16 protein-coding genes and 2 riboswitches are annotated in these 19,411 nt (G+C 60.8%); of the genes, 11 read left to right on the top strand and 5 right to left on the bottom strand.

Features of this window, described 5'->3' with window-relative positions; all coding sequences use genetic code 11:
- Nucleotides 1-76: 76 nt before the first annotated feature.
- From AB4O35_RS18875 to nfuA, 3 genes are all read left to right on the top strand, one after another.
- Entirely contained in the window at nt 77-2,368 is a 2,292-nt protein-coding gene (locus tag AB4O35_RS18875; RefSeq protein WP_065946418.1) for a fatty acid cis/trans isomerase, read from the top strand.
- Nucleotides 2,369-2,455: 87 nt separating this feature from the next.
- Nucleotides 2,456-3,481 (top strand): acyltransferase family protein, encoded by a 1,026-nt coding sequence (locus AB4O35_RS18880; protein ID WP_065946427.1) that lies wholly within the window; start codon nt 2,456-2,458, stop codon nt 3,479-3,481.
- Between the two features lie 59 nt (nt 3,482-3,540).
- Nucleotides 3,541-4,125, top strand: a complete 585-nt coding sequence (nfuA, locus tag AB4O35_RS18885; protein ID WP_065876144.1) for a Fe-S biogenesis protein NfuA — start codon at nt 3,541-3,543, stop codon at nt 4,123-4,125.
- Nucleotides 4,126-4,315: 190 nt separating this feature from the next.
- Here nfuA and cobM read toward each other — a convergent pair whose 3' ends face one another.
- The 4 genes from cobM to AB4O35_RS18905 form a co-directional block, all read right to left on the bottom strand.
- Nucleotides 4,316-5,062 (bottom strand): precorrin-4 C(11)-methyltransferase, encoded by a 747-nt coding sequence (gene cobM / locus AB4O35_RS18890; protein WP_065910628.1) that lies wholly within the window; start codon nt 5,060-5,062, stop codon nt 4,316-4,318.
- A gap of 70 nt (nt 5,063-5,132) precedes the next feature.
- The gene (locus tag AB4O35_RS18895) at nt 5,133-5,525 is read right to left on the bottom strand and encodes a cobalamin biosynthesis protein (protein WP_065876395.1); all 393 of its coding nucleotides are present in this window, start codon (nt 5,523-5,525) and stop codon (nt 5,133-5,135) included.
- A complete protein-coding gene (locus AB4O35_RS18900; RefSeq protein ID WP_065910627.1) occupies nt 5,522-6,226 on the bottom strand; it encodes a CbtA family protein in 705 nt (234 codons plus the stop codon). The genes AB4O35_RS18895 and AB4O35_RS18900 overlap by 4 nt, the downstream gene beginning before the upstream one ends.
- Nucleotides 6,227-6,237: 11 nt before the next feature.
- The gene (locus AB4O35_RS18905; RefSeq protein ID WP_012723860.1) at nt 6,238-6,426 is read right to left on the bottom strand and encodes a CbtB domain-containing protein; all 189 of its coding nucleotides are present in this window, start codon (nt 6,424-6,426) and stop codon (nt 6,238-6,240) included.
- A gap of 96 nt (nt 6,427-6,522) precedes the next feature.
- A riboswitch (cobalamin riboswitch) is annotated at nt 6,523-6,736 on the bottom strand.
- Nucleotides 6,737-7,121: 385 nt separating this feature from the next.
- Here AB4O35_RS18905 and AB4O35_RS18910 point away from each other — a divergent pair.
- The 5 genes from AB4O35_RS18910 (at nt 7,122) to AB4O35_RS18930 (ending at nt 15,451) form a co-directional block, all read left to right on the top strand.
- Nucleotides 7,122-8,510, top strand: a complete 1,389-nt coding sequence (locus tag AB4O35_RS18910) for a M10 family metallopeptidase C-terminal domain-containing protein (protein WP_460149182.1) — start codon at nt 7,122-7,124, stop codon at nt 8,508-8,510.
- A 168-nt stretch (nt 8,511-8,678) separates the two neighbouring features.
- A riboswitch (cobalamin riboswitch) is annotated at nt 8,679-8,878 on the top strand.
- Nucleotides 8,879-8,970: 92 nt separating this feature from the next.
- On the top strand, nt 8,971-10,032 hold the full coding sequence (gene cobW / locus AB4O35_RS18915) for a cobalamin biosynthesis protein CobW (protein ID WP_065876393.1): 1,062 nt from the start codon (nt 8,971-8,973) through the stop codon (nt 10,030-10,032).
- Nucleotides 10,033-10,035: 3 nt separating this feature from the next.
- Nucleotides 10,036-13,797, top strand: coding sequence for a cobaltochelatase subunit CobN (gene cobN, locus AB4O35_RS18920; protein ID WP_186754624.1), 3,762 nt, complete (start codon nt 10,036-10,038; stop codon nt 13,795-13,797).
- The gene (locus AB4O35_RS18925; protein ID WP_065946416.1) at nt 13,797-14,795 is read left to right on the top strand and encodes an ATP-binding protein; all 999 of its coding nucleotides are present in this window, start codon (nt 13,797-13,799) and stop codon (nt 14,793-14,795) included. Before cobN ends, AB4O35_RS18925 begins: the two co-directional genes overlap by 1 nt.
- Nucleotides 14,796-14,848: 53 nt before the next feature.
- Entirely contained in the window at nt 14,849-15,451 is a 603-nt protein-coding gene (locus AB4O35_RS18930; protein ID WP_065876390.1) for a vWA domain-containing protein, read from the top strand.
- A gap of 135 nt (nt 15,452-15,586) precedes the next feature.
- Here the strand turns inward: AB4O35_RS18930 and AB4O35_RS18935 are convergent, their stop codons facing one another.
- Entirely contained in the window at nt 15,587-16,534 is a 948-nt protein-coding gene (locus AB4O35_RS18935) for a DUF1853 family protein (protein ID WP_065876389.1), read from the bottom strand.
- Nucleotides 16,535-16,679: 145 nt separating this feature from the next.
- On the opposite strand from AB4O35_RS18935, the gene AB4O35_RS18940 reads away from it, so the two are divergent.
- Genes AB4O35_RS18940 through AB4O35_RS18950 form a run of 3 tightly spaced genes read left to right on the top strand, consistent with a single transcriptional unit; the run spans nt 16,680 to nt 19,407 of the window.
- A complete protein-coding gene (locus tag AB4O35_RS18940; protein ID WP_003217892.1) occupies nt 16,680-17,570 on the top strand; it encodes an NAD(+) kinase in 891 nt (296 codons plus the stop codon).
- Complete coding sequence (locus AB4O35_RS18945) at nt 17,567-18,541, top strand: metallophosphoesterase (protein ID WP_371913935.1); 975 nt, start codon at nt 17,567-17,569, stop codon at nt 18,539-18,541. The genes AB4O35_RS18940 and AB4O35_RS18945 overlap by 4 nt, the downstream gene beginning before the upstream one ends.
- The gene (locus AB4O35_RS18950) at nt 18,538-19,407 is read left to right on the top strand and encodes a rhomboid family intramembrane serine protease (RefSeq protein WP_065876387.1); all 870 of its coding nucleotides are present in this window, start codon (nt 18,538-18,540) and stop codon (nt 19,405-19,407) included. Before AB4O35_RS18945 ends, AB4O35_RS18950 begins: the two co-directional genes overlap by 4 nt.
- Nucleotides 19,408-19,411: the final 4 nt, after the last annotated feature.

A 19,411-nucleotide genomic window follows, 5' to 3' on the forward strand; every position in this document is an offset into this window, starting at 1 on the left:
TTCATGTTGGCTGGGGGGATGGCCCGGTAGAATCACCGCCACTTTTCGCCGCACGCATTGAATCGGGACCGGATCCATGTCATTTCGCCTCATCACCAGCGCCGTCCTGGCACTGGTTGCCTGCACTGCGCAGGCCGACGGACCCGCCCCGGCGATTTCGTATACCCGCGACATTCAACCGATCTTCACCGAGAAGTGCGTGGCCTGCCATGCCTGCTACGACTCTGCCTGCCAGCTCAACCTGGGCAGTGCCGAAGGCGCGGTGCGCGGTGCGAGCAAAATGCCGGTATATGACGGCGAGCGCAGCCAGGCGGCGCCGACCACCCGCCTGTTTATAGATGCCTCTGGCAAGGCGGCCTGGCAACAGAAGGGCTTTTACTCGGTGCTGGACGCGCAGGGCAGCCAGGCTGCATTGATGGCGCGCATGCTCGAACTGGGGCACAACGCTGCACTGGCACCCAATGCCAAGTTGCCTGAAGACATCGTCCTGGGCCTGAACCGCGCGAATATGTGCGCAATGCCCGGCGAATTCAACGCCTACGCCGGCGCCCACCCCAAGGAAGGCATGCCACTGGCCGTCACCGGCCTGACCGAGCAGCAGTACCAGACGCTGCAACGCTGGCTCGCGTCCGGCGCACCTATTGATGAACAAAGCCTGGCGCCGAGTGCCAGCGAAGCCTCGCAGGTGCAGCAGTGGGAGAACCTGTTCAACAAGCCGGGCGCCCGCGAAAGCTTGGTGGCACGCTGGTTATTCGAGCATTTGTACCTGGCGCATATTTACTTCGAGCATGGCGAGCCGGGGCATTTCTTCCAGTGGGTGCGGTCGCGCACCCCGAGCGGGCAGCCGATTGATCTGATCAATACCCGTCGCCCCAACGATGACCCCGGTACCCAGGTGTATTACCGCCTGTGGCCAGTGCAGGGCGTGATCGTGCACAAAACCCACATCACTTACCCCTTCAGTGCTGCGAAAATGGCGCGCATCAAGGCGCTGTTCTACGCCGGCGACTGGCAGGTCAGCGCCTTGCCGGGCTACGGCCCAGCCCGTCGCGCCAATCCATTCGAAACCTTCGAGGCCATCCCCGCCAAGGCGCGTTACCAGTTCATGCTGGATAACGCCGAATACTTCGTGCGCACGTTCATTCGTGGGCCGGTGTGCCGTGGGCAGATTGCCACGGATGTGATTCGCGATAACTTCTGGACCCTGTTCCAGGACCCGGACCACGACCTCTACATCACCGATGCGCGCTATCGCGGCCAGGCCACGCCATTACTGGCCATGCCGGGACAGAATGACGATGTGGGCAGCGTGCTCAGCCTGTGGCGGGCCTACCGCGACAAACGCAATGAATACGAGGCCCTGCGCCGTGACAGCTATGCTGACCTGCCGCCGCCAAGCTGGTCGAGCCTGTGGGCGGGCAATGATGATGCCTTGCTGAGCATTTTCCGCCACTTCGACAGCGCCTCGGTGACCAAAGGCCTGATCGGCGATGTGCCGCAGACGATGTGGCTGTTCGACTATCCGCTGCTGGAGCGCACGTATTACCAATTGGCGGTGAATTTCGACGTGTTCGGCAATGTCTCGCACCAGGCCCAGACCCGGTTGTACTTCGACCTGATCCGTAACGGCGCCGAGCAGAACTTCCTGCGCCTGATGCCCGCCGATACCCGCGAAGACTTCCTCGACGACTGGTACCAGAACAGCGGCAAGATCAAGCTCTGGCTGGACTATGAGGCCATTGATGATGACAAGCCCACGGGTTTGCACCTGAACGAAAACGACCCGAAGCGCGACTTTGCCAACCAGTTGTTGACCCGTTATGCCAGCTTGAACGCCAGCCCGGACCCGTTTAACCGATGTGTGAGTGCGTATTGCTCGCGCAGCGGTATTGATCCGGTTTTGCAGGATGCGGAGCAGGCGTTGAGCCGCTTGACCTCACGCCCGGCCGCCGGGCTCAAGGTGATCGATCAATTGCCCGAAGCCACGATGTTGCGCATTCAAACTGCCAGCGGCAAGCGCGAGATCTACAGCCTGCTGCGCAACCGTGCCCACAGTAATGTCGCGTTTTTGCTGGGCGAAGCCTATCGCTACCAGCCGGGACTCGACACCTTGACCCTTTACCCCGGCGTACTCAGCAGTTACCCGAACTTCATGTTCAATATCCCCGCCCAGGAAGTGCCCGAGTTCGTGGCTGAAATGGAGCGGGCCAAAGATGCCAATCGTTTCGAAAAGATCGTCGACCGCTGGGGCGTGCGGCGCAGTCATCCGTTGTTCTGGCAGTACTTCCACGATCTGTCGCAGTACCTCCACGAAGTCGCGCCCGTGGAAGAGGGTGTGTTGGACATGAACCGTTATGAGAACCTATAACTACAGGCACTGATCCAGTCATCTCTCCAGGCGGGCGTTGAAGTAATCGGATATCTACTGTGCGGGGTTCTAAAAGGTAGTCCGATGATGTTGATTTCAGTGCAGTTTCTTCGCGCCTTGGCTGCGTGGCTGGTGGTGGGTCATCACTTTATGCAGCTGTTTTTCAACTTTGAGGTGCACAACGCGCTGGAGTACCTGTTCGTCGAAAAAGGCGGCGCAGGGGTGGATGTGTTCTTTGTCATCAGCGGCCTGGTGATCTTCCTTGCGACCGCAGACAAAGCCCTGACACCTTGGCGTTTCATGCTCATGCGCGTGGCACGGATCGCGCCGGCGTATTGGTTCTATACCTTGCTGCTGGCCCTGCTCACCCTGGCTGTGCCCTCGATGTTCCCCGATGTTCAACTCGCGCTGGGCCATGTGCTCCTGTCGTTGCTCTTTATCCCTGCCCAACACCCGGCAGGCTACGGCGTCTATCCGCTGCTGGATGTCGGCTGGACCCTGAACTTCGAGATGCTGTTCTATGGCCTGTTCGCCGTCGCCTTGTGGGTTCGTGGGGACTATCGGTTGTGGGTGGTGGCCGTGCTGTTGTACCTGGTGTGCTACCTCATCGGTCCCGCCCTGGACTTGGCCGACGGTTTTTACAGCAATGATATTGTCCTGGAGTTTCTTATGGGTATCGTCATCGGCATGCTGTATCGCCGCGGCCTTTGCCGGGTCAGGGCGTGGGTGCCGTTGCTGGGGATTGTGGTGGCGTGTGTGATGTTTTATCACGGGGCGGATGTGCCCCGTGCGTTGGAGTGGGGCGTGCCCAGCGCGATCCTGGTCATCAGTTGCGTGGCACTGGAGCCTTACTTCCATGGCTCACGCGTGTTGAAACTGATGGGGGACTGCTCTTACTCGGTGTATCTGATCCACGTGCTGGTTCTGTGCGCTGGGCTGTGGGTGGTCAAGCGTACGGGAATAGATCCCTATGCGATGCTGCCTGTTTGCATTGTATTAACAGCGCTTTGCGCCTTTGCGAGCTATCAATGGCTGGAAAAGTCGACCTATCGCACGCTCAAGCGTTGGTTCGGCATTGATGATCCCGCAGTCCTTTCCCGACAAAAATACTAGGACTTTGTACCTCTGTAATAATTTGGCGTAAACTGCCGGCAAGCCTGTGAGGAGTTTCCATGACTGCCATAACCATTACCGACGCCGCCCACGATTACCTGGCTGACCTGCTGTCCAAGCAGAACACCCCAGGTATCGGTATTCGCGTCTTTATCACCCAACCCGGCACCCAATACGCCGAGACTTGCATTGCCTACTGCAAGCCAGGGGAAGAGAAGCCTGAAGACACCGCCCTGGGGCTGAAAAGCTTCACCGCGTACATCGACGCCTTCAGCGAAGCCTTCCTCGACGACGCCGTGGTCGACTACGCCACCGATCGCATGGGCGGCCAACTGACCATCAAGGCGCCGAACGCCAAGGTGCCGAACGTCAACGCTGATAGCCCGGTGAACGAGCGTATCAACTACTACCTGCAAACCGAGATCAACCCGGGCCTGGCCAGCCACGGCGGCCAGGTCAGTCTGATCGACGTGGTGGATGACGGCATTGCCGTGCTCAAGTTTGGCGGCGGCTGCCAAGGCTGCGGCCAGGCGGACGTGACCCTGCGCGAAGGCATCGAGCGCACCCTGCTGGAGCGTGTCCCAGAGCTCAAGGGTGTACGTGACGTGACCGACCACACGCAGAAAGAAAACGCCTACTACTGAGTAAGGTGTTCACTGCGGACAAAAAACGGCGCCCCGTGAGCGCCGTTTTTTTATTGTTTAAATTCAATGTCTTGAGATGCCTATCTAACAAAACAAATCAACTGTGGGAGCGAGCAAGCCCGCTCCCACAGTTTTAATAGTGTTTATTCATATAAATCAATATGTTGTATCTTTAATTTAATTTGGCTTGTTAAGATCGGTAAAGATGCGCATGCCCTGCGCGATACAGCGAAGACTCACTAAAACCGTCACTGCCCAACACCCGACCCACCACAATCAACGCCGTCCGCCGAAATCCCTTCTCGGCCACCTTCCCGGCAATATCGCTCAGCGTCCCAACGACCCAATCCTGGTCCGGCCACGTCGCGCGGTGCACCACGGCAATCGGGCAATCTGCGCCATAGTGCGGCAGCAGTTGCGCGACGATTTTCTCCAAGTGATTGACCCCCAGATGGATCGCCATGGTGGTGCCATGTCGCGCCAGGCTGTCAAAGTCCTCGCCAGCGGGCATGCTGGTTTTATCCGCATAACGGGTCAGGATCACACTCTGGGCGATGTCCGGCAGGGTCAGCTCGGTTTCCAACAACGCTGCACAAGCCGCCACTGCGGTGACGCCGGGAATGATCTGGAATGGAATGCCCAGCTCACGCAAATGGCGGATCTGCTCGCCAATCGCTCCATACAGGCTTGGGTCGCCAGAATGCACGCGTGCCACGTCCTGGCCTTTCGCATGGGCGGTCTTGATCAGGTCGATAATCTGTTCAAGGTGCAATTCGGCACTGTTGACCAACTGTTCTGCCTGGTGGCCTTTGAGCACTGCCGTCGGCACCAGCGAGCCGGCATAGATGATCACCGGGCAACTGCGGATCAGCCGCTGGCCTTTGACGGTGATCAATTCCGGGTCGCCGGGGCCTGCGCCGATGAAGTAGACGGTCATGGGAATATCCTATGGAAAAACGCACGAGCATGAACAACGCTCATGATCGGAACGGGCGATTATCAGGTTTTCAGCCGGCGCAAGCCAATGCGAAGGTGGCCTGGGCGGTTTGCTTGCGGCTAATCAACAGGCGAGCAGGGGCGTTGGCGAGGTATTCAGCCAGGGCCAGGGCGGCGCTTTCGGCAATGCCGTAGCAGCCCGTATGGGCAAACGCGATCGCGGATTTGTGGCTCAGCTGTTCTGCATAACCCGCCAACTGATCAGCATCGAAACACTGGAATGGCAAGTTCAACAGATCGGCCAGGGCTTGAAGGCCAGGTTCATCGCGCTTGCGGTCGATACTGGCCAGCGCGGTGATCCGTTGAAGCTCGATACCGCCCTCGGCGAGGGCGCTGTCGAGCAGGGCCCGCAGGGTGTGAACGTCACAACCCCGCTGGCACCCCAGGCCGACCACTAAAATCATGCTGAGTATTGATCATCACGATTGCGGCGGAACAGCCAGGCGCTGATCAGGCCCAGCGCCAGCCAGAAGGCGACATTGGTCAACTGCGAAGCAATCTTGAACTGCGCTTCCAAGGCTTCGGGGGCTAGCATCGAATGCACTTCCGGCTGCGGCGCGCCGATCACGTGTGGCACGACCAGAATCGCTACGCCCAGCGCTTTGAGCAGCCAATTGCGGCCGAACACGATCAGCGCTATGCCCGCAGCGGTGGAGGCGGCGGTGCCCACCCACCAGATCTGCCGTTGTGCGAGATCAGCGGCAGCAGTGCCTGGCAGCTCAGGCGGTAGGCCCATTGTCGGCGCCAACACGAAGGTCGCGTAGCCGGCCAAACCCCAAAGCAGGCCCTGGGCAGTGCGGGTGGGTGCGCGCAGGGTATAGAGGCCGGCGAGCATCAGCGCGAAACCGACAGCCACCACCAGATTACCGCCGGTGGTAGACAATACGCGCTGCCAGCCGTCTTCCGGTTCCCAGGCTTCGGCGTCGTGGGTGTGCGCGGCATTACCGGCTGCGTGCTCATGCACCACTTCAGTCGCGGCCGGGGCCTTTTCAAAGGTTTCCGCCTGCAGAATTAATGGGGCGACCCAGAAGCTTTGCAGCAGGGTCAGCAGCAGGGCAGCCAGAAGACCGGTGAAACCTGCAGTTTGCGCAATACGCTTGATCATGTCGGCAGGTCTCAGTGGCACGGGAACGCGGCGCTGTGGCGGGTATCGTGGGCAGCGTTATGCACCGCCTCGATGTGCGAGAAACCGGCGAAATACACCAGGCACGCGCCCAGGATCGACGCGCCGATTGCGGCGGTCAGGCGTTGGCTCAAGGTGGAGGTGCTGCTGGCGGAGTGCGAAGTGCTGCTGATGATCGACATGGCGCGTCCCTTTCAGGTGTCAGGGTGAAACGAGCGCATGAAAACCCCGCGAGCCAGGCACGCAGGGTTCTGAACAGCGCCCGCCCACCGCGGGTTTGTTATCTGATTTTTCGGGCCGGTCTCCGGGCTTGCGAGGGGCGGCTCTTGAAAGAGCCCAGCCTGATAAGCATCTCCTTCCCATGCACAGCACAGTGGATTTGACGCTTCGCTCGCTTACCGTTGCGGGGGCAGCACCGGACTTGCCATAGATCTATGGCGCACCGGTTTCCCGTTTCACCCTGTGAAGGGCACCCGAAACAAGATGTGTAGGAGAGCATGGAGAGAACGCTCCCGTCAAATGAGGACTGCGCCGCCTTGATGGCACGAGAGGTGAAAATGTCTGACGCCGGAGTTTCTATTGGCGGGCTGATGCAGGGGCTTATCCTCCCATGTGTTTCATAAGTTTCGCCTGTTGTTCATCCTGTTGCTGAAATCTAAAAATATATTGTGTAGATATTTGAGTTTAAGTTGAATTTTGCTTTTTTTTCAGTCGGCCATTGGGGCGGCCAGATGCCGTGGAGTAATGTTAAATTGTTATCGTTGCCAGTTATTGTATTTCCAGATTTTAAAGATTGCCGGGTTATTCAGGAACGGGTTGAGTGATTTTTTCCAAATTGTGCTTGTGATCGAGGTTTATCTCCGTCGAATAATTAAATATGGTGGTGATTTTGAAAATAACTAATAGCCAGCAGCCTTCCTATAATCCGTCCGCCGGCCTTCAGCGAGCCGGTTCCTCAGATCCCACGTTGCGCAGCGCCGACCCGCATATAAGGCGGAACTTTGCCAAACCGATCTTTACCGTGGATCAAGTTGCTCAGCAGCTCACTCGAGAAAATGTGAAATGGGCTGACAGAAACGGTGATGGTGTCACGGCAATCTCCTTTTCATTCAACAAATTGACGAGAGGGGATAGAGAGTTCAATACTACACAGAAAAACCAAGCCAGACTGTCCATGCAATCTTGGGCCGATGTGGCGAATGTGTCGTTCGAAGAACGTACCGGCCGTGGCGAAGGACGCTTGGCTTTTTCCAACAACGAGGGCCCCGCGGTTGCTTTTGGCCAGTACCCAGGCCAAGACGGTAAAGTGTTCATCAATCCCCACTATGGCACCAATACTTCTCCTGCACTTCATAATCATGGCCGATATACACTAACCCATGAAATAGGCCATACGTTGGGTCTTGCGCACCCCGCAGACTATGACGCTTCTAATTCTACCTCTCCCAGTTACGCTCGCAGTGCCGTTTATGCGCAGGATACTCGTGGTCATACTGTCATGAGCTACTTCGACGCTCACGAAGGTGGTCAGAACCATAAAGAAAATTACTCTGCTGCTCCATTGATGGGTGATATTGCTGCTGCCCAGCGTTTGTATGGTGCCAATTACAGGACGCGCAATTCAGACACCACTTACGGTTTTAACTCCAATTCGGGTCGAGACTATTATCAACTCAATAATCCCAATGATACGGCACTCTTCTGCGTGTGGGACGGTGGCGGTAACGATACGTTGGATTGTTCCAAGTATCGCCAAAACCAGACTATCAACCTCAACCCTGAATCCTATTCCGATGTTGGAGGCTTGCGGGGGAATGTTTCTATCGCCAAAGGCGTTACGCTGGAGAACGCAATCGGCGGTTCTGGCCATGATGTGATCATCGGTAATCATGCAGACAACATGCTCAAGGGGGAGCGGGCGCTGATTGGCTCAGGGGGGAGGGGGGCAGATACCTTTGTCTACGACAACGTCAGCGACTCCACACTGGAACGCCCTGACCAGATCATGGACTTTGTGAGTGGCACCGACAAAATCGACATTTCGGTCTTGTTGAAAAACGCCGGTATTACCGCGTTAACGTTTGTAAAGCGGCTGTCGGGTGAGCCGGGTCAAGCCGTTCTGCATTACAACCGCAACACCAACGAGTCGAGGTTGGCTATCGATCTGACGGGCAACGGCCGTTTTGACTTTTTCCTCAAAAGCCGCGGTCCGATAAATACACCCGATATCGTCAGTAACGTCCCGATTATGTGGCGTTATTCCTGAAAAAGAGCTTCCAAGATGCCGGATTTTTCCTGATGAGGGTGCGAGCTGAATGCGCGTTACGGCGGCATTCCCCGCCATTTGTTCGCGGGCATATGGCGGGTTTGTTATTCGTGTTTCGTGATATTCAAGCAATCGCTACACCGACATTGACCGGCTGTCACTCACTGCGTAGCCTTGCACCTTCGAGGTTCTTCGGCCCAGGCCGAAGCTAAGAAGGGAACGCGGTCCAAGCCGCGGCTGCCCCCGCAACTGTGAAGGGTTTATCTGACTGCCACGCCACTGCCGATACGGCGGGAAGGCGCAGCCAGCGCCGGTCGCAAGACCCGCAAGCCCCAAGCCAGGAGACCTGCCTCGCAACCGATTTTCAATTCAACCGGGCGGGGTGATCCGGTGACGAAATCCGCTGCTGCGCGCCGTCGCAGGGCCTATCGTCCCGTATGCCCGCCCCAAAGGGCATCCGATGAAAACACTGGCCAAACTCCCTGTCACCATCGTTACCGGCTTTCTCGGCTCGGGCAAAACCACCTTGCTGCGTCATATGCTCGACAACGCCCAGGGCCGTCGCATTGCCGTGATCGTCAACGAATTCGGTGAACTGGGCATTGACGGTGAAATCCTCAAGCAGTGTTCCATTGGTTGCACCGAAGAAGAAGCCAGCGGCCGCGTGTACGAATTGGCCAACGGCTGCCTGTGCTGCACCGTGCAGGAAGAATTCTTCCCGGTGATGCGCGAACTGGTCGCCCGTCGCGGTGACCTTGACCATATCCTGATTGAAACCTCCGGCCTGGCCCTGCCAAAGCCTCTGGTGCAAGCCTTCCAGTGGCCGGAAATCCGCAGCGCCTGCACCGTTGATGCGGTGATTACCGTGGTCGACAGCCCGGCCGTGGCCGCTGGCACGTTCGCGGCATTCCCGGATCAAGTGGATGCCCAGCGCAAACTCGACCCGAACCTGGACCACGAATCGCCACTGCACGAACTGTTCGCTGACCAACTGGCCAGCGCCGACCTGGTGATCCTCAATAAATCCGACCTGATCAGCCCTGAAGACTTGGCCCGGGTGCGCTTGGAAGTCGCCGAAGAGCTGCCGCCGGCGGTAAAGATCATCGAAGCCAGCAGCGGTCGCGTGCCGTTGGACGTATTGATTGGCCTGGGCGCTGGCTCTGAAGAGCACATCGACGGTCGTCACAGCCATCACGATCACCACCACGAGGGCGAGGACGATCATGACCACGATGCCTTCGACTCCATTTCCATCGACCTGCCGCAGGCTGACGAAGCGCTGCTGCTCGATGCGCTGACCCAATTGGTCGTGCAACACGGCATCCTGCGCGTCAAAGGCTTCGCCGCTATTCCGAACAAGCCGATGCGCCTGCTGATCCAGGGCGTGGGCACGCGTTTCGACAAACACTTTGACCGCGCCTGGGGCGCCGACGAAGCCCGCATAACGCGGCTGGTGCTGATCGGCCAGGCGCTGGACGCGGCGGGCCTTGAAGCGCAATTGCGCGCCGCCCTCAGCGTTTAACCCATGCACCTGCTCAGGACCCAGCCCGGTGGTTTCGTCTCGGACGACAATATTGCCGACCTTGGCCAAACCCCCGCTGAACTGGTGATCCTGTGCAGCGGCGATTCGAGCCTCGCACTGCTGGCCGAAGCGGCCCAGCACTTGCCGGACGATTACCCGACGTTTCGCCTGGCCAACCCGATGCAGGTGCAGAATCATGCCTCGGTCGACCTGTACGTCGATGAGGTGTTGCGCCACGCCAAGGTCATCCTGATTTCGCTGCATGGTGGCATTGGTTATTGGCGTTACGGCATCGAGCGTCTGGTGGAGTTGGCGGAACGCGGCGTGCAACTGATCCTGGTGCCGGGGTGTGATCGCCCGGACCCTGAGCTCAGCGGCTTGAGCACTGTTGGCGCACAGGCGCGTGACCGCCTGTGGCACTTCCTACGCCAGGGTGGCTTGGCTAACGCGCTGGATTTTTACCGCTGCCTGGCCAGTGCTTACCTGGGCCGCGACTATGCCTGGGCTGAACCGCAAACCCTGCCGCGCACGGCGATTTATCACCCGCGCAACGCCAATGCTCGCCTGAATGATTGGCAGGCGGATTGGAACGCTGATTGGCCGGTGGCGGCGGTGCTGTTCTACCGCTCGCATTTGCAGGCGGCCAATACCGGCTTTATTGATGTGTTCTGCCAGCGCTTGCAGGCGGCGGGGTTAAACCCGTTGCCGATGGCGGTGGCCAGTTTGAAAGAGCCCGGCTGCCTGACGGTGGTCGAGGATTGGCTGGATGAGGTCGGCGCGGCGGTGATCCTCAACACCACCGGCTTTGCCCAATCCAGCCCCGAAGCGCCGCACGTGCGTCCGTTTCGCCGCAATATTCCGGTGATCCAGGCGATCTGCGCCCAAGACAATCAGCCCGGCTGGGAGGCCAGTGCGCAAGGCCTCGGCCCGCGCGATCTGGCGATGCACATTGCGTTGCCGGAGCTGGACGGGCGCATCATCAGCCGGCCGATCAGCTTCAAGGACCTGGCCTGGCGCAGCGAGCGCAGCCAGTCGGATGTGGTGTGCTATCGGGCAGCGCCCGAGCGTATGGATTTCGTGGCTGAGCTGGCGCGGCGCTGGGTCGAACTCGCGCGGGTGCCGAATGCGCACAAGCGTATCGCATTGATCCTCGCCAACTACCCGACCCGCGATGGCCGTATCGGTAACGGCGTAGGCCTGGATACGCCTGCAGCGGCGCTGAATATCCTGCGTGCCCTACAGGCCGAAGGCTATCCGCTGCCGGACACCTTGCCCGACAGCGGCACTGCACTGATTCATCAACTGCTGGGCGGTGTCACCAACGACCTGGACAGTCTCGACCTGCGTCCGTGCCATCAAAGCCTGGGCCTGGACGACTACGAGACACTGTTCAGTCGCTTGCCCGAGGCCAATCGCCAAGCGGTGATGGAGCGCTGGGGCACGCCTCATAACGATCCGATGTTCCGTGAAGGTCGCATGATGATCGCCGGTCTGCGCCTAGGGCTGACCTTCGTCGGTATCCAGCCGGCACGAGGTTACCAGGTGGACGCCAGCGCGGTGTACCACGACCCGGACTTGGTGCCACCCCATGGCTATCTGGCGTTCTACTTCTGGTTGCGCCACACCTACGGCGCCCACGGCGTGATCCACGTGGGCAAGCACGGCAACCTGGAGTGGCTGCCGGGCAAGGGCGTGGGCCTGTCGGAAAACTGCTGGCCCGATGCGCTGCTGGGCCCGCTGCCGAATATCTACCCGTTTATCGTAAATGACCCGGGCGAGGGCGCCCAGGCTAAACGACGCACCCAGGCGGTAATCATCGATCACTTGATGCCGCCGCTGACCCGCGCCGAAACCTACGGCCCGTTGCGTGACCTGGAGTTGTTGGCCGACGAGTATTACGAGGCGCAACTGCTCGATCCACGCCGCGCCCTGGAATTGCAGAAAGACATCCTCAAGCTGGTGCGCGAAACCCGTATCGACCAGGAGCTTGAGCTGGACAAGGACGCCGACGCCGCCATCTGGCTGCCGCGCCTCGATACCTACCTGTGTGACTTAAAGGAATCGCAGATCCGCGACGGCCTGCACATCTTTGGCGAGTCGCCTGAAGGCCGCTTGCGTATCGACACCTTGCTCGCCTTGCTGCGCATCCCGCGTGGTGACGGCCGAGGTCCGCAATCGAGCGTACTGCGGGTGTTGGCCAAGGCTTTCGAGCTGGACTTCGACCCACTCGACTGCGCCCTGGCCGAACCCTGGACCGGGCGTCGGCCCGACGTGTTGCTGAACATCGATGAGCAGTTGTGGCGCACCGCCGGCGATACCCGCGAGCGCTTGGAGTTGTATGCAGCGCGGTTGATCGAACAGGCGCTGGAAGGGCCGCTTGAACAGTTGGAAGCGCCCGGTTGGGAGGAGGTGAAGGCGGTGATTGAAAGTCTGCGCAAGGTGGTGGCGCCGTGCCTGGACGCCTGTGGCCCGGCAGAAATGCGCGGGCTGCTGGACGCCTTGAGCGGCCGCTTCGTGCCTGCCGGCCCCAGTGGCGCACCGAGTCGTGGGCGTTTGGATGTGCTGCCGACCGGACGCAACTTTTTCACCGTCGACGTGCGCAACCTGCCGACCACTACGGCCTGGCGCATCGGCTTCCAGTCGGCCAACCTGATTCTTGAGCGGCACCTGCAAGACCATGGCGACCACCTGCGCCAGCTCGGCCTGTCGGTGTGGGGCACCGCCACCATGCGCACCGGCGGCGACGATATCGCTCAGGCCATGGCGCTGATGGGTGTGAGGCCGGTGTGGGCGACGGGCAGCCAGCGCGTGGACGACTTTGAAATCCTGCCGATCAGCCTGTTGGACCGTCCGCGCGTTGACGTCACGTTGCGCGTGTCTGGCTTTTTCCGTGACGCCTTCGCCAACCTGATCCGCCTGTTCGACGCGGCGGTGCAGGCGGTGGCCGCGCTGGACGAACCAGACGACATGAACCCGCTGGCGGCCAAAGTGCGCAGTGAACGTGAGGCGTTGCTCAAGTCGGGCCTGGACGCCGAAGCCGCGGCGAAACAGGCCGGCTGGCGCATCTTCGGCGCGAAACCCGGTGCCTATGGTGCGGGTGTGCAGGGCGCGATCGATGGTCGCCTGTGGCAAAGCCGCGAAGACCTGGCCGAGGTCTATTTGAACTGGGGTGGTTACGCCTACGGCGGCTCCGATGAGGGCACCGCCGCCCGCGAGCAATTCGCCCAGCGCTTGAGCCAGGTGCAGGCGGTGTTGCAGAACCAGGACAACCGCGAGCACGACCTGCTCGACTCCAATGATTACTACCAGTTCCAGGGCGGCATGCTCGCCGCCGTGGAAACCCTGAGCGGCGAAAAGGCCGCCAGTTACCACGGTGACCACAGCCAACCGGACCTGCCGAAGATCCGAACGCTGAAGGAAGAGCTGAACCGGGTGATCCGTTCCCGCGCCGCCAACCCCAAGTGGATCGACGGCGTGAAGCGCCATGGCTATAAAGGTGCGTTTGAAATGGCCGCGACCGTGGACAATCTGTTCGCGTTCGATGCCACCACCGCGCTGATCGACGATCATCAATACGCCTTGCTCGCCGACGCCTACCTGCTGGACCCTGACACCCGGGCCTTTGTGCAACAGCACAATCCCGGCGCCCTGCGTGACATGACCGAACGCATGCTGGAAGCGCAGCAACGTGGCCAGTGGCAAGAGCCGGGGGCTTATAAAGAAGCGTTGGAAAACCTGTTGCTGGATATAGAAGAAGACAGCTGATGACTGATATTCCACATTTTCCGCTGTCCGCCGTGGTCGGCGCCGACAACTTGAAGTTGGCCCTGTGCCTGACTGCCATCGACCCGAAGATCGGCGGCGTGCTGATCGAAGGCCCACGCGGCATGGCCAAGTCCACCTTGGCGCGGGGCCTGGCGGACCTGCTGGCCAGTGGTCAATTCGTCACCTTGCCCTTGGGCGCTACCGAAGAGCGGCTGGTGGGAACGCTGGACCTGGACGCCGCATTGGGCGAAGGCCGCGCGCAGTTTTCCCCCGGCGTCTTGGCCAAGGCTGACGGCGGCGTGCTGTATGTCGATGAAGTCAACTTGCTGGCCGATCACCTGGTGGACCTGCTGCTCGACGTGGCGGCCAGCGGCACCAACCTGATCGAGCGTGACGGCATCTCCCATCGCCATTCGGCGCGTTTTGTACTGATCGGCACCATGAACCCGGAGGAGGGCGAGTTACGCCCGCAACTGCTCGACCGCTTCGGTTTCAACGTGGCTTTGAGTGGGCAGACCCTGCCAGCCGAGCGCGGGCAAATCATCCGTCGTCGCCTGGATTTCGACAGCGACCCGGCGGCGTTCTGCGCGCACTGGGCAGCGCCCCAAGCCGCCCTGCGCGAGCGCTGCACCCAGGCGCGGGCGCGACTCGACACTATCGAACTGGATGACCAGGCACTGGCGCAGATCACCGAGCGGTGCTTTGCCGCCGGTGTCGATGGCTTGCGTGCGGATCTGGTTTGGCTGCGCGGCGCCAGGGCGCATGCGGCATGGCGCGGGGCGAATGCCATCGCCGAGGAGGACATTGAAGCCGTCGCCGAGTTTGCCCTGCGCCATCGCCGCCAGGCACCATCGCCGCCGTCTAATGCGCCGAGCGAAGGGCAGTCGCCAACGTCCTCCGACACGTCGCCGGGTCAAGGCCAATGGGGTGACATGCCCGCACCGGCCCTGCCCACGGGCGCACGCCGGGATGTACCCACCTGGCCAAAAAAGCCCTAGGCATTCGCCCTCGACCTGACGCGGGGGCGGATGCCCGGCCCAAGGCAGGGCGGCTGGATAGAGGCAGGCACGGTAAGGCACGGAGTGCGAAACAGGGTTCGATCAATTGGCCGGGCACTTTGCTCGATGGCCGGCCGCAATCGCGAGAAGATCTACGGTTTCACCTGCGCAGTCGCTCGGCCCATGAATTGTGGCTGGTGATTGTCGATGCGTCGGCGTCGACCCGGCGCCATCGTGCGCTCACCGATGCCAAAGGTTTGCTGGCCCAGTTGTTTGATGACGCCTACCGCCAACGCGCGCGGATGGCCTTGTTGACGGCCAGCGGGCAATCGCCCAAATGGCAGGTACAGGGGCTGAAAGCGGCGAAGGGTTTGGCCGGATGGCTGGACCAGTTGGGGGCGGGCGGGGGCACGCCGTTGCTCGCGGCGCTGAACGAGGCTGGGCATTGGCTGGCGGTGCGACGTGAGCGGTTTCCGACTGAGCAGCAGCGGTTGTTGGTGATTACCGATGGCCGGCTTAAGGATGTCGCAGGACTGCCGTTGCTGGAGTGCTCGGGATTGTTGATAGATATCGAGCGTGGGCCGATCCGGTTGGGCCGGGCTCAGGAATTGGCGGCCGGGTTGCAGCTGGATTATCGGCATATCGATAGCGTGTAGTGAGCGGGCTTGCCCCGCGCTGGGCTGCGAAGCTGCCCCAAAATCAGGCACCACGGTTTTCCTGACAAAAAACGGTTGCCTTATTGGGTCTGCTTCGCAGCCCAGCGCGGGGCAAGCCCGCTCACTACAAATCCTTCAGCCTGCCCCCGGCACATTCGGCCAAAGATCCGCCACCAGAAACAGCCGCTCAGCCTCTTCCCAATCCTCACCCACCTGAACCAGCCGCACTAATAGCTGCGCTGGCGCCATCGGATCCAGGTCCGCCAGCCAACCCTGCATCTGCTCTTCACTCCATACGTCATCCACCGGGTAATGCGCCGGCGCCAGCCATGCATGCCGAGGCAGGGGTTGCCAGCGGCCGGGTGCGCTGGCGCTGACAAATGCCCGCCAGTCGCGCTGATGCAACCAGCGCCCACGCAAATGCTGCGGGTGGGCACCCACGGGTGCCTGCGCTTCACCGGGCCAGGGATACAGCAAATACCCGCCCAGCCACAAATGCGCATCGAACTGCTGGATATCCAGCGCCGCCAACACCTCGCGGCTCTCCGCCCGCGCCGAGATTGGCAATTGGTGCTGGGCCAGATGCGCCAGCTTGCGATCCAGCCGATCATGACAGCCAGGCCCCAGCCACTGCGCCGTGTCCTGGCCGTCGCCGTCCTGCGGCCCCAGATAGAGTTTGATCGCCAGTTCCAAGTGATGCACGCCATCGCGGTCGCGCAGCAACATATCCAGCTCGCCGAGGGTATGCCCGGCGCGACGGATCGGCAGGTTGGCGGCCAGCAACTCCACGCCCGGCGCGTGCTGCACGGCAAACTGCCATAACCGCTCGTAATAAAGCCCAAGACGACGGGTACGGGCCAGGCTCAGCCAGTGTTGCAAGGGGCTGCTGTCGTGATCGAGTGCACGTAACCATTGTTCGAGCAGGTGCGGCGCTTGCACCCAGTCACTGCCGGCCAACGGGTGGCGTTGCGGCCACGGCGTCTGCGCCAGCATTGGCGGGGCGAGCATCACCCACGCCAGGTCGCGCACTTCAGGGTGGCGCAGCTGGCGGGGCAGGGTGTGCAGATCCGGGAACACAGTCATGGTCCGAGCATAGCCTTTTAACGGTGGCGCAGGTGGCTGAGAACCGTTGTCATCAAGGGTTCATGGCGACAAAGGATTTTGCCTGGGGCGGCCTTTCGCCCATAATCGTTCTTTTTTGCCCCACCCCAAATCCCGCAGGAGCCCCATGGAGCAATTTCGCAATATCGGCATTATCGGTCGCCTGGGCAGTACCCAGGTGTTGGACACCGTCCGCCGGCTGAAAAAATTCCTGCTGGAACGCCACCTGCATGTGATCCTCGAAGACACCATCGCCGAAATCCTCCCAGGCCACGGCCTGCAAACCTCGTCGCGCAAGATGCTCGGCGAAGTCTGCGACATGGTCATCGTGGTCGGTGGCGACGGCAGCCTGCTCGGCGCCGCCCGGGCCTTGGCGCGGCATAATGTGCCGGTGCTGGGGATCAACCGGGGCAGCCTGGGGTTCTTGACCGATATCCGCCCCGATGAGCTGGAAGTCGAAGTGGCCAAGGTGCTCGACGGCCATTACTTGGTGGAAAACCGCTTCCTGCTGCAGGCCGAAGTGCGCCGCCACGGCGAAGCTATCGGCCAGGGCGACGCCTTGAATGACGTGGTGCTGCACCCCGGCAAGTCCACGCGAATGATCGAGTTCGAACTGTATATAGACGGCCAGTTCGTGTGCAGCCAGAAGGCTGACGGCCTGATCGTCGCCACGCCGACCGGCTCCACCGCCTACGCGCTGTCGGCGGGTGGCCCGATCATGCATCCCAAGCTGGATGCCATTGTGATCGTGCCGATGTATCCCCATATGTTGTCCAGCAGGCCCATCGTGGTCGACGGCAACAGTGAGCTGAAAATCGTGGTGTCCAAAGACATGCAGATCTACCCGCAGGTGTCCTGTGACGGTCAGAACCATTTCACCTGCGCGCCCGGTGACACCATCACCGTGAGCAAGAAGGCACAGAAGTTGCGGTTGATCCACCCGCTGGACCACAACTATTACGAAGTGTGCCGCACCAAGTTGGGCTGGGGCAGCCGCTTGGGGGGTGGAGGCGACTGATGCTCGATCCCGCGCGTAGCTACGACCTGATTGGTGACGTGCACGGTTGCGCCCATACCCTTGAGCACTTGCTCGAGCGGCTGGGGTACCACAAGCAGGGCGGCACCTGGCGTCATCCTTCGCGTATGGCGGTGTTCCTCGGCGATATCATCGACCGTGGCCCGCGTATCCGCGAGGCGTTGCATATCGTCCACGACATGGCCGAGGCTGGCCAGGCGCTGTGCATCATGGGTAACCACGAGTTCAATGCGCTGGGCTGGAGCACGCCAGCGCCGCCGGGCAGCGGCAAGCAGTTTGTGCGTGAACACAACCCACGGCATGCACGGTTGCTCCAGGAGACGCTGACCCAGTTCGAACACCACCCGGCCGACTGGCACGACTTCCTCGGCTGGTTCTATGACATGCCGCTGTTTGTCGACGCCGGGCGTTTCCGCGTAGTCCACGCGTGCTGGGATGACGGGTTTATCCAGCCGCTGCGCGCGACCTTCCCGGACGGCTGCATCGACCAGCACTTCCTGCAGGCCGCCGCTGTCCCGGGCAGTTTTGCCTGCAATGCGTTCGACCGCCTGCTGCGCGGCACCGACATGCGCCTGCCGGATGGCCTGACGCTGACCGGCGGCGACGGCCTGACGCGCTCGTTCTTCCGCACCAAGTTCTGGGAAGACGACCCCAAGACCTACGGCGACATCGTGTTCCAGCCCGACGCACTGCCGGAGCCGGTAGCACGCACGCCGTTGTCGTCCACTGAAAAGAATTCCCTGCTGCGCTACGGCGTCGACGAGCCTTTGCTGTTCGTCGGCCATTACTGGCGCAGCGGCAAACCGGCGCCGATCCGCCCGAACCTGGCCTGCCTGGACTACAGCGCGGTGCTGTACGGCAAGTTGGTGGCGTACCGCCTGGATCAGGAAACCCGCCTGGATCCGCGTAAATTTGTATGGGTCGACGTTGAGCGGCCCGAGGTCATTACATGAGTACTGTGGCTGTATTGCGTCTGCCGCTGAGCGTCGACCTGGGTGGCTTCGTGAAGTTGCTGCAACGCATGCAAGTGCCCCATCGCATCAGCGAGGAAGCGGGCGAGCAAGTGTTATGGGTGCCCGAGACCATCAGTGACGACGTGCGCGTGCTGTATCAGCGCTTTCCTGCGGGTGATCCGGACCAGCAACTGGATATTCCTGAACAGGCGCCGGTCAAGCGCCAGGGTTTTGTCGAGCAATTGCGGCATAGCCCGGTAACGGCGTTGGTGCTGCTGGCGAGCATCATCGTTGGCGCGGTGACCTTGCTTGGCGAAAACCTGCAAGCCATGAGCTGGCTGACGTTCCTGCCGTTTCGCATTCTCGGCGAGTACATCCAGTTCACGCCGCTGGCCGAGACACTGGCCTCGGGCCAATGGTGGCGGCTGGTTACGCCGATGCTGATCCACTTCGGCATCCTGCACCTGGCCATGAATGGCATGTGGTACTGGGAGCTGGGCCGGCGCATCGAAGCGCGCCAGGGCAGTATCAACCTGCTGGGGCTGACGCTCTTGTTCAGCCTGGTCTCCAACTACGCTCAATACGCCTATGGCGGCCCCGGGCTGTTTGGCGGTTTGTCCGGCGTGTTATATGGCCTGCTGGGGCATTGCTGGATTTTTCAACTGCTGTCGCCGAACCCGGCGTATCGCCTGCCCCGTGGCGTGCTGGCGATGATGCTGATTTGGCTGGTGCTCTGTATGTCCGGGCTGATCTCGATGATCGGCTTCGGCGAAATCGCCAACGCTGCCCATGTCGGCGGCCTGGTTATCGGTTGCTTGACCGGCTTGCTGGGCGGGTTGTACAGCCGCCGCAAATCGTCTATTTGATAAG

This window comes from Pseudomonas sp. H1_A03, from assembly GCF_054685145.1.

What these genes read in the sequence shown, in the direction of transcription:
- AB4O35_RS18895 (WP_065876395.1), bottom strand. Translation starts at nt 5,525, where the DNA reads ATGATTTTAGTGGTCGGCCTGGGGTGCCAGCGGGGTTGTGACGTTCAC.
- AB4O35_RS18925 (WP_065946416.1), top strand. Translation starts at nt 13,797, where the DNA reads ATGACTGATATTCCACATTTTCCGCTGTCCGCCGTGGTCGGCGCCGAC.
- AB4O35_RS18900 (WP_065910627.1), bottom strand. Translation starts at nt 6,226, where the DNA reads ATGATCAAGCGTATTGCGCAAACTGCAGGTTTCACCGGTCTTCTGGCT.
- AB4O35_RS18910 (WP_460149182.1), top strand. Translation starts at nt 7,122, where the DNA reads ATGGTGGTGATTTTGAAAATAACTAATAGCCAGCAGCCTTCCTATAAT.
- AB4O35_RS18940 (WP_003217892.1), top strand. Translation starts at nt 16,680, where the DNA reads ATGGAGCAATTTCGCAATATCGGCATTATCGGTCGCCTGGGCAGTACC.
- AB4O35_RS18935 (WP_065876389.1), bottom strand. Translation starts at nt 16,534, where the DNA reads ATGACTGTGTTCCCGGATCTGCACACCCTGCCCCGCCAGCTGCGCCAC.
- cobN (WP_186754624.1), top strand. Translation starts at nt 10,036, where the DNA reads ATGCACCTGCTCAGGACCCAGCCCGGTGGTTTCGTCTCGGACGACAAT.
- nfuA (WP_065876144.1), top strand. Translation starts at nt 3,541, where the DNA reads ATGACTGCCATAACCATTACCGACGCCGCCCACGATTACCTGGCTGAC.
- AB4O35_RS18905 (WP_012723860.1), bottom strand. Translation starts at nt 6,426, where the DNA reads ATGTCGATCATCAGCAGCACTTCGCACTCCGCCAGCAGCACCTCCACC.
- cobM (WP_065910628.1), bottom strand. Translation starts at nt 5,062, where the DNA reads ATGACCGTCTACTTCATCGGCGCAGGCCCCGGCGACCCGGAATTGATC.
- AB4O35_RS18880 (WP_065946427.1), top strand. Translation starts at nt 2,456, where the DNA reads ATGTTGATTTCAGTGCAGTTTCTTCGCGCCTTGGCTGCGTGGCTGGTG.
- AB4O35_RS18950 (WP_065876387.1), top strand. Translation starts at nt 18,538, where the DNA reads ATGAGTACTGTGGCTGTATTGCGTCTGCCGCTGAGCGTCGACCTGGGT.
- cobW (WP_065876393.1), top strand. Translation starts at nt 8,971, where the DNA reads ATGAAAACACTGGCCAAACTCCCTGTCACCATCGTTACCGGCTTTCTC.
- AB4O35_RS18875 (WP_065946418.1), top strand. Translation starts at nt 77, where the DNA reads ATGTCATTTCGCCTCATCACCAGCGCCGTCCTGGCACTGGTTGCCTGC.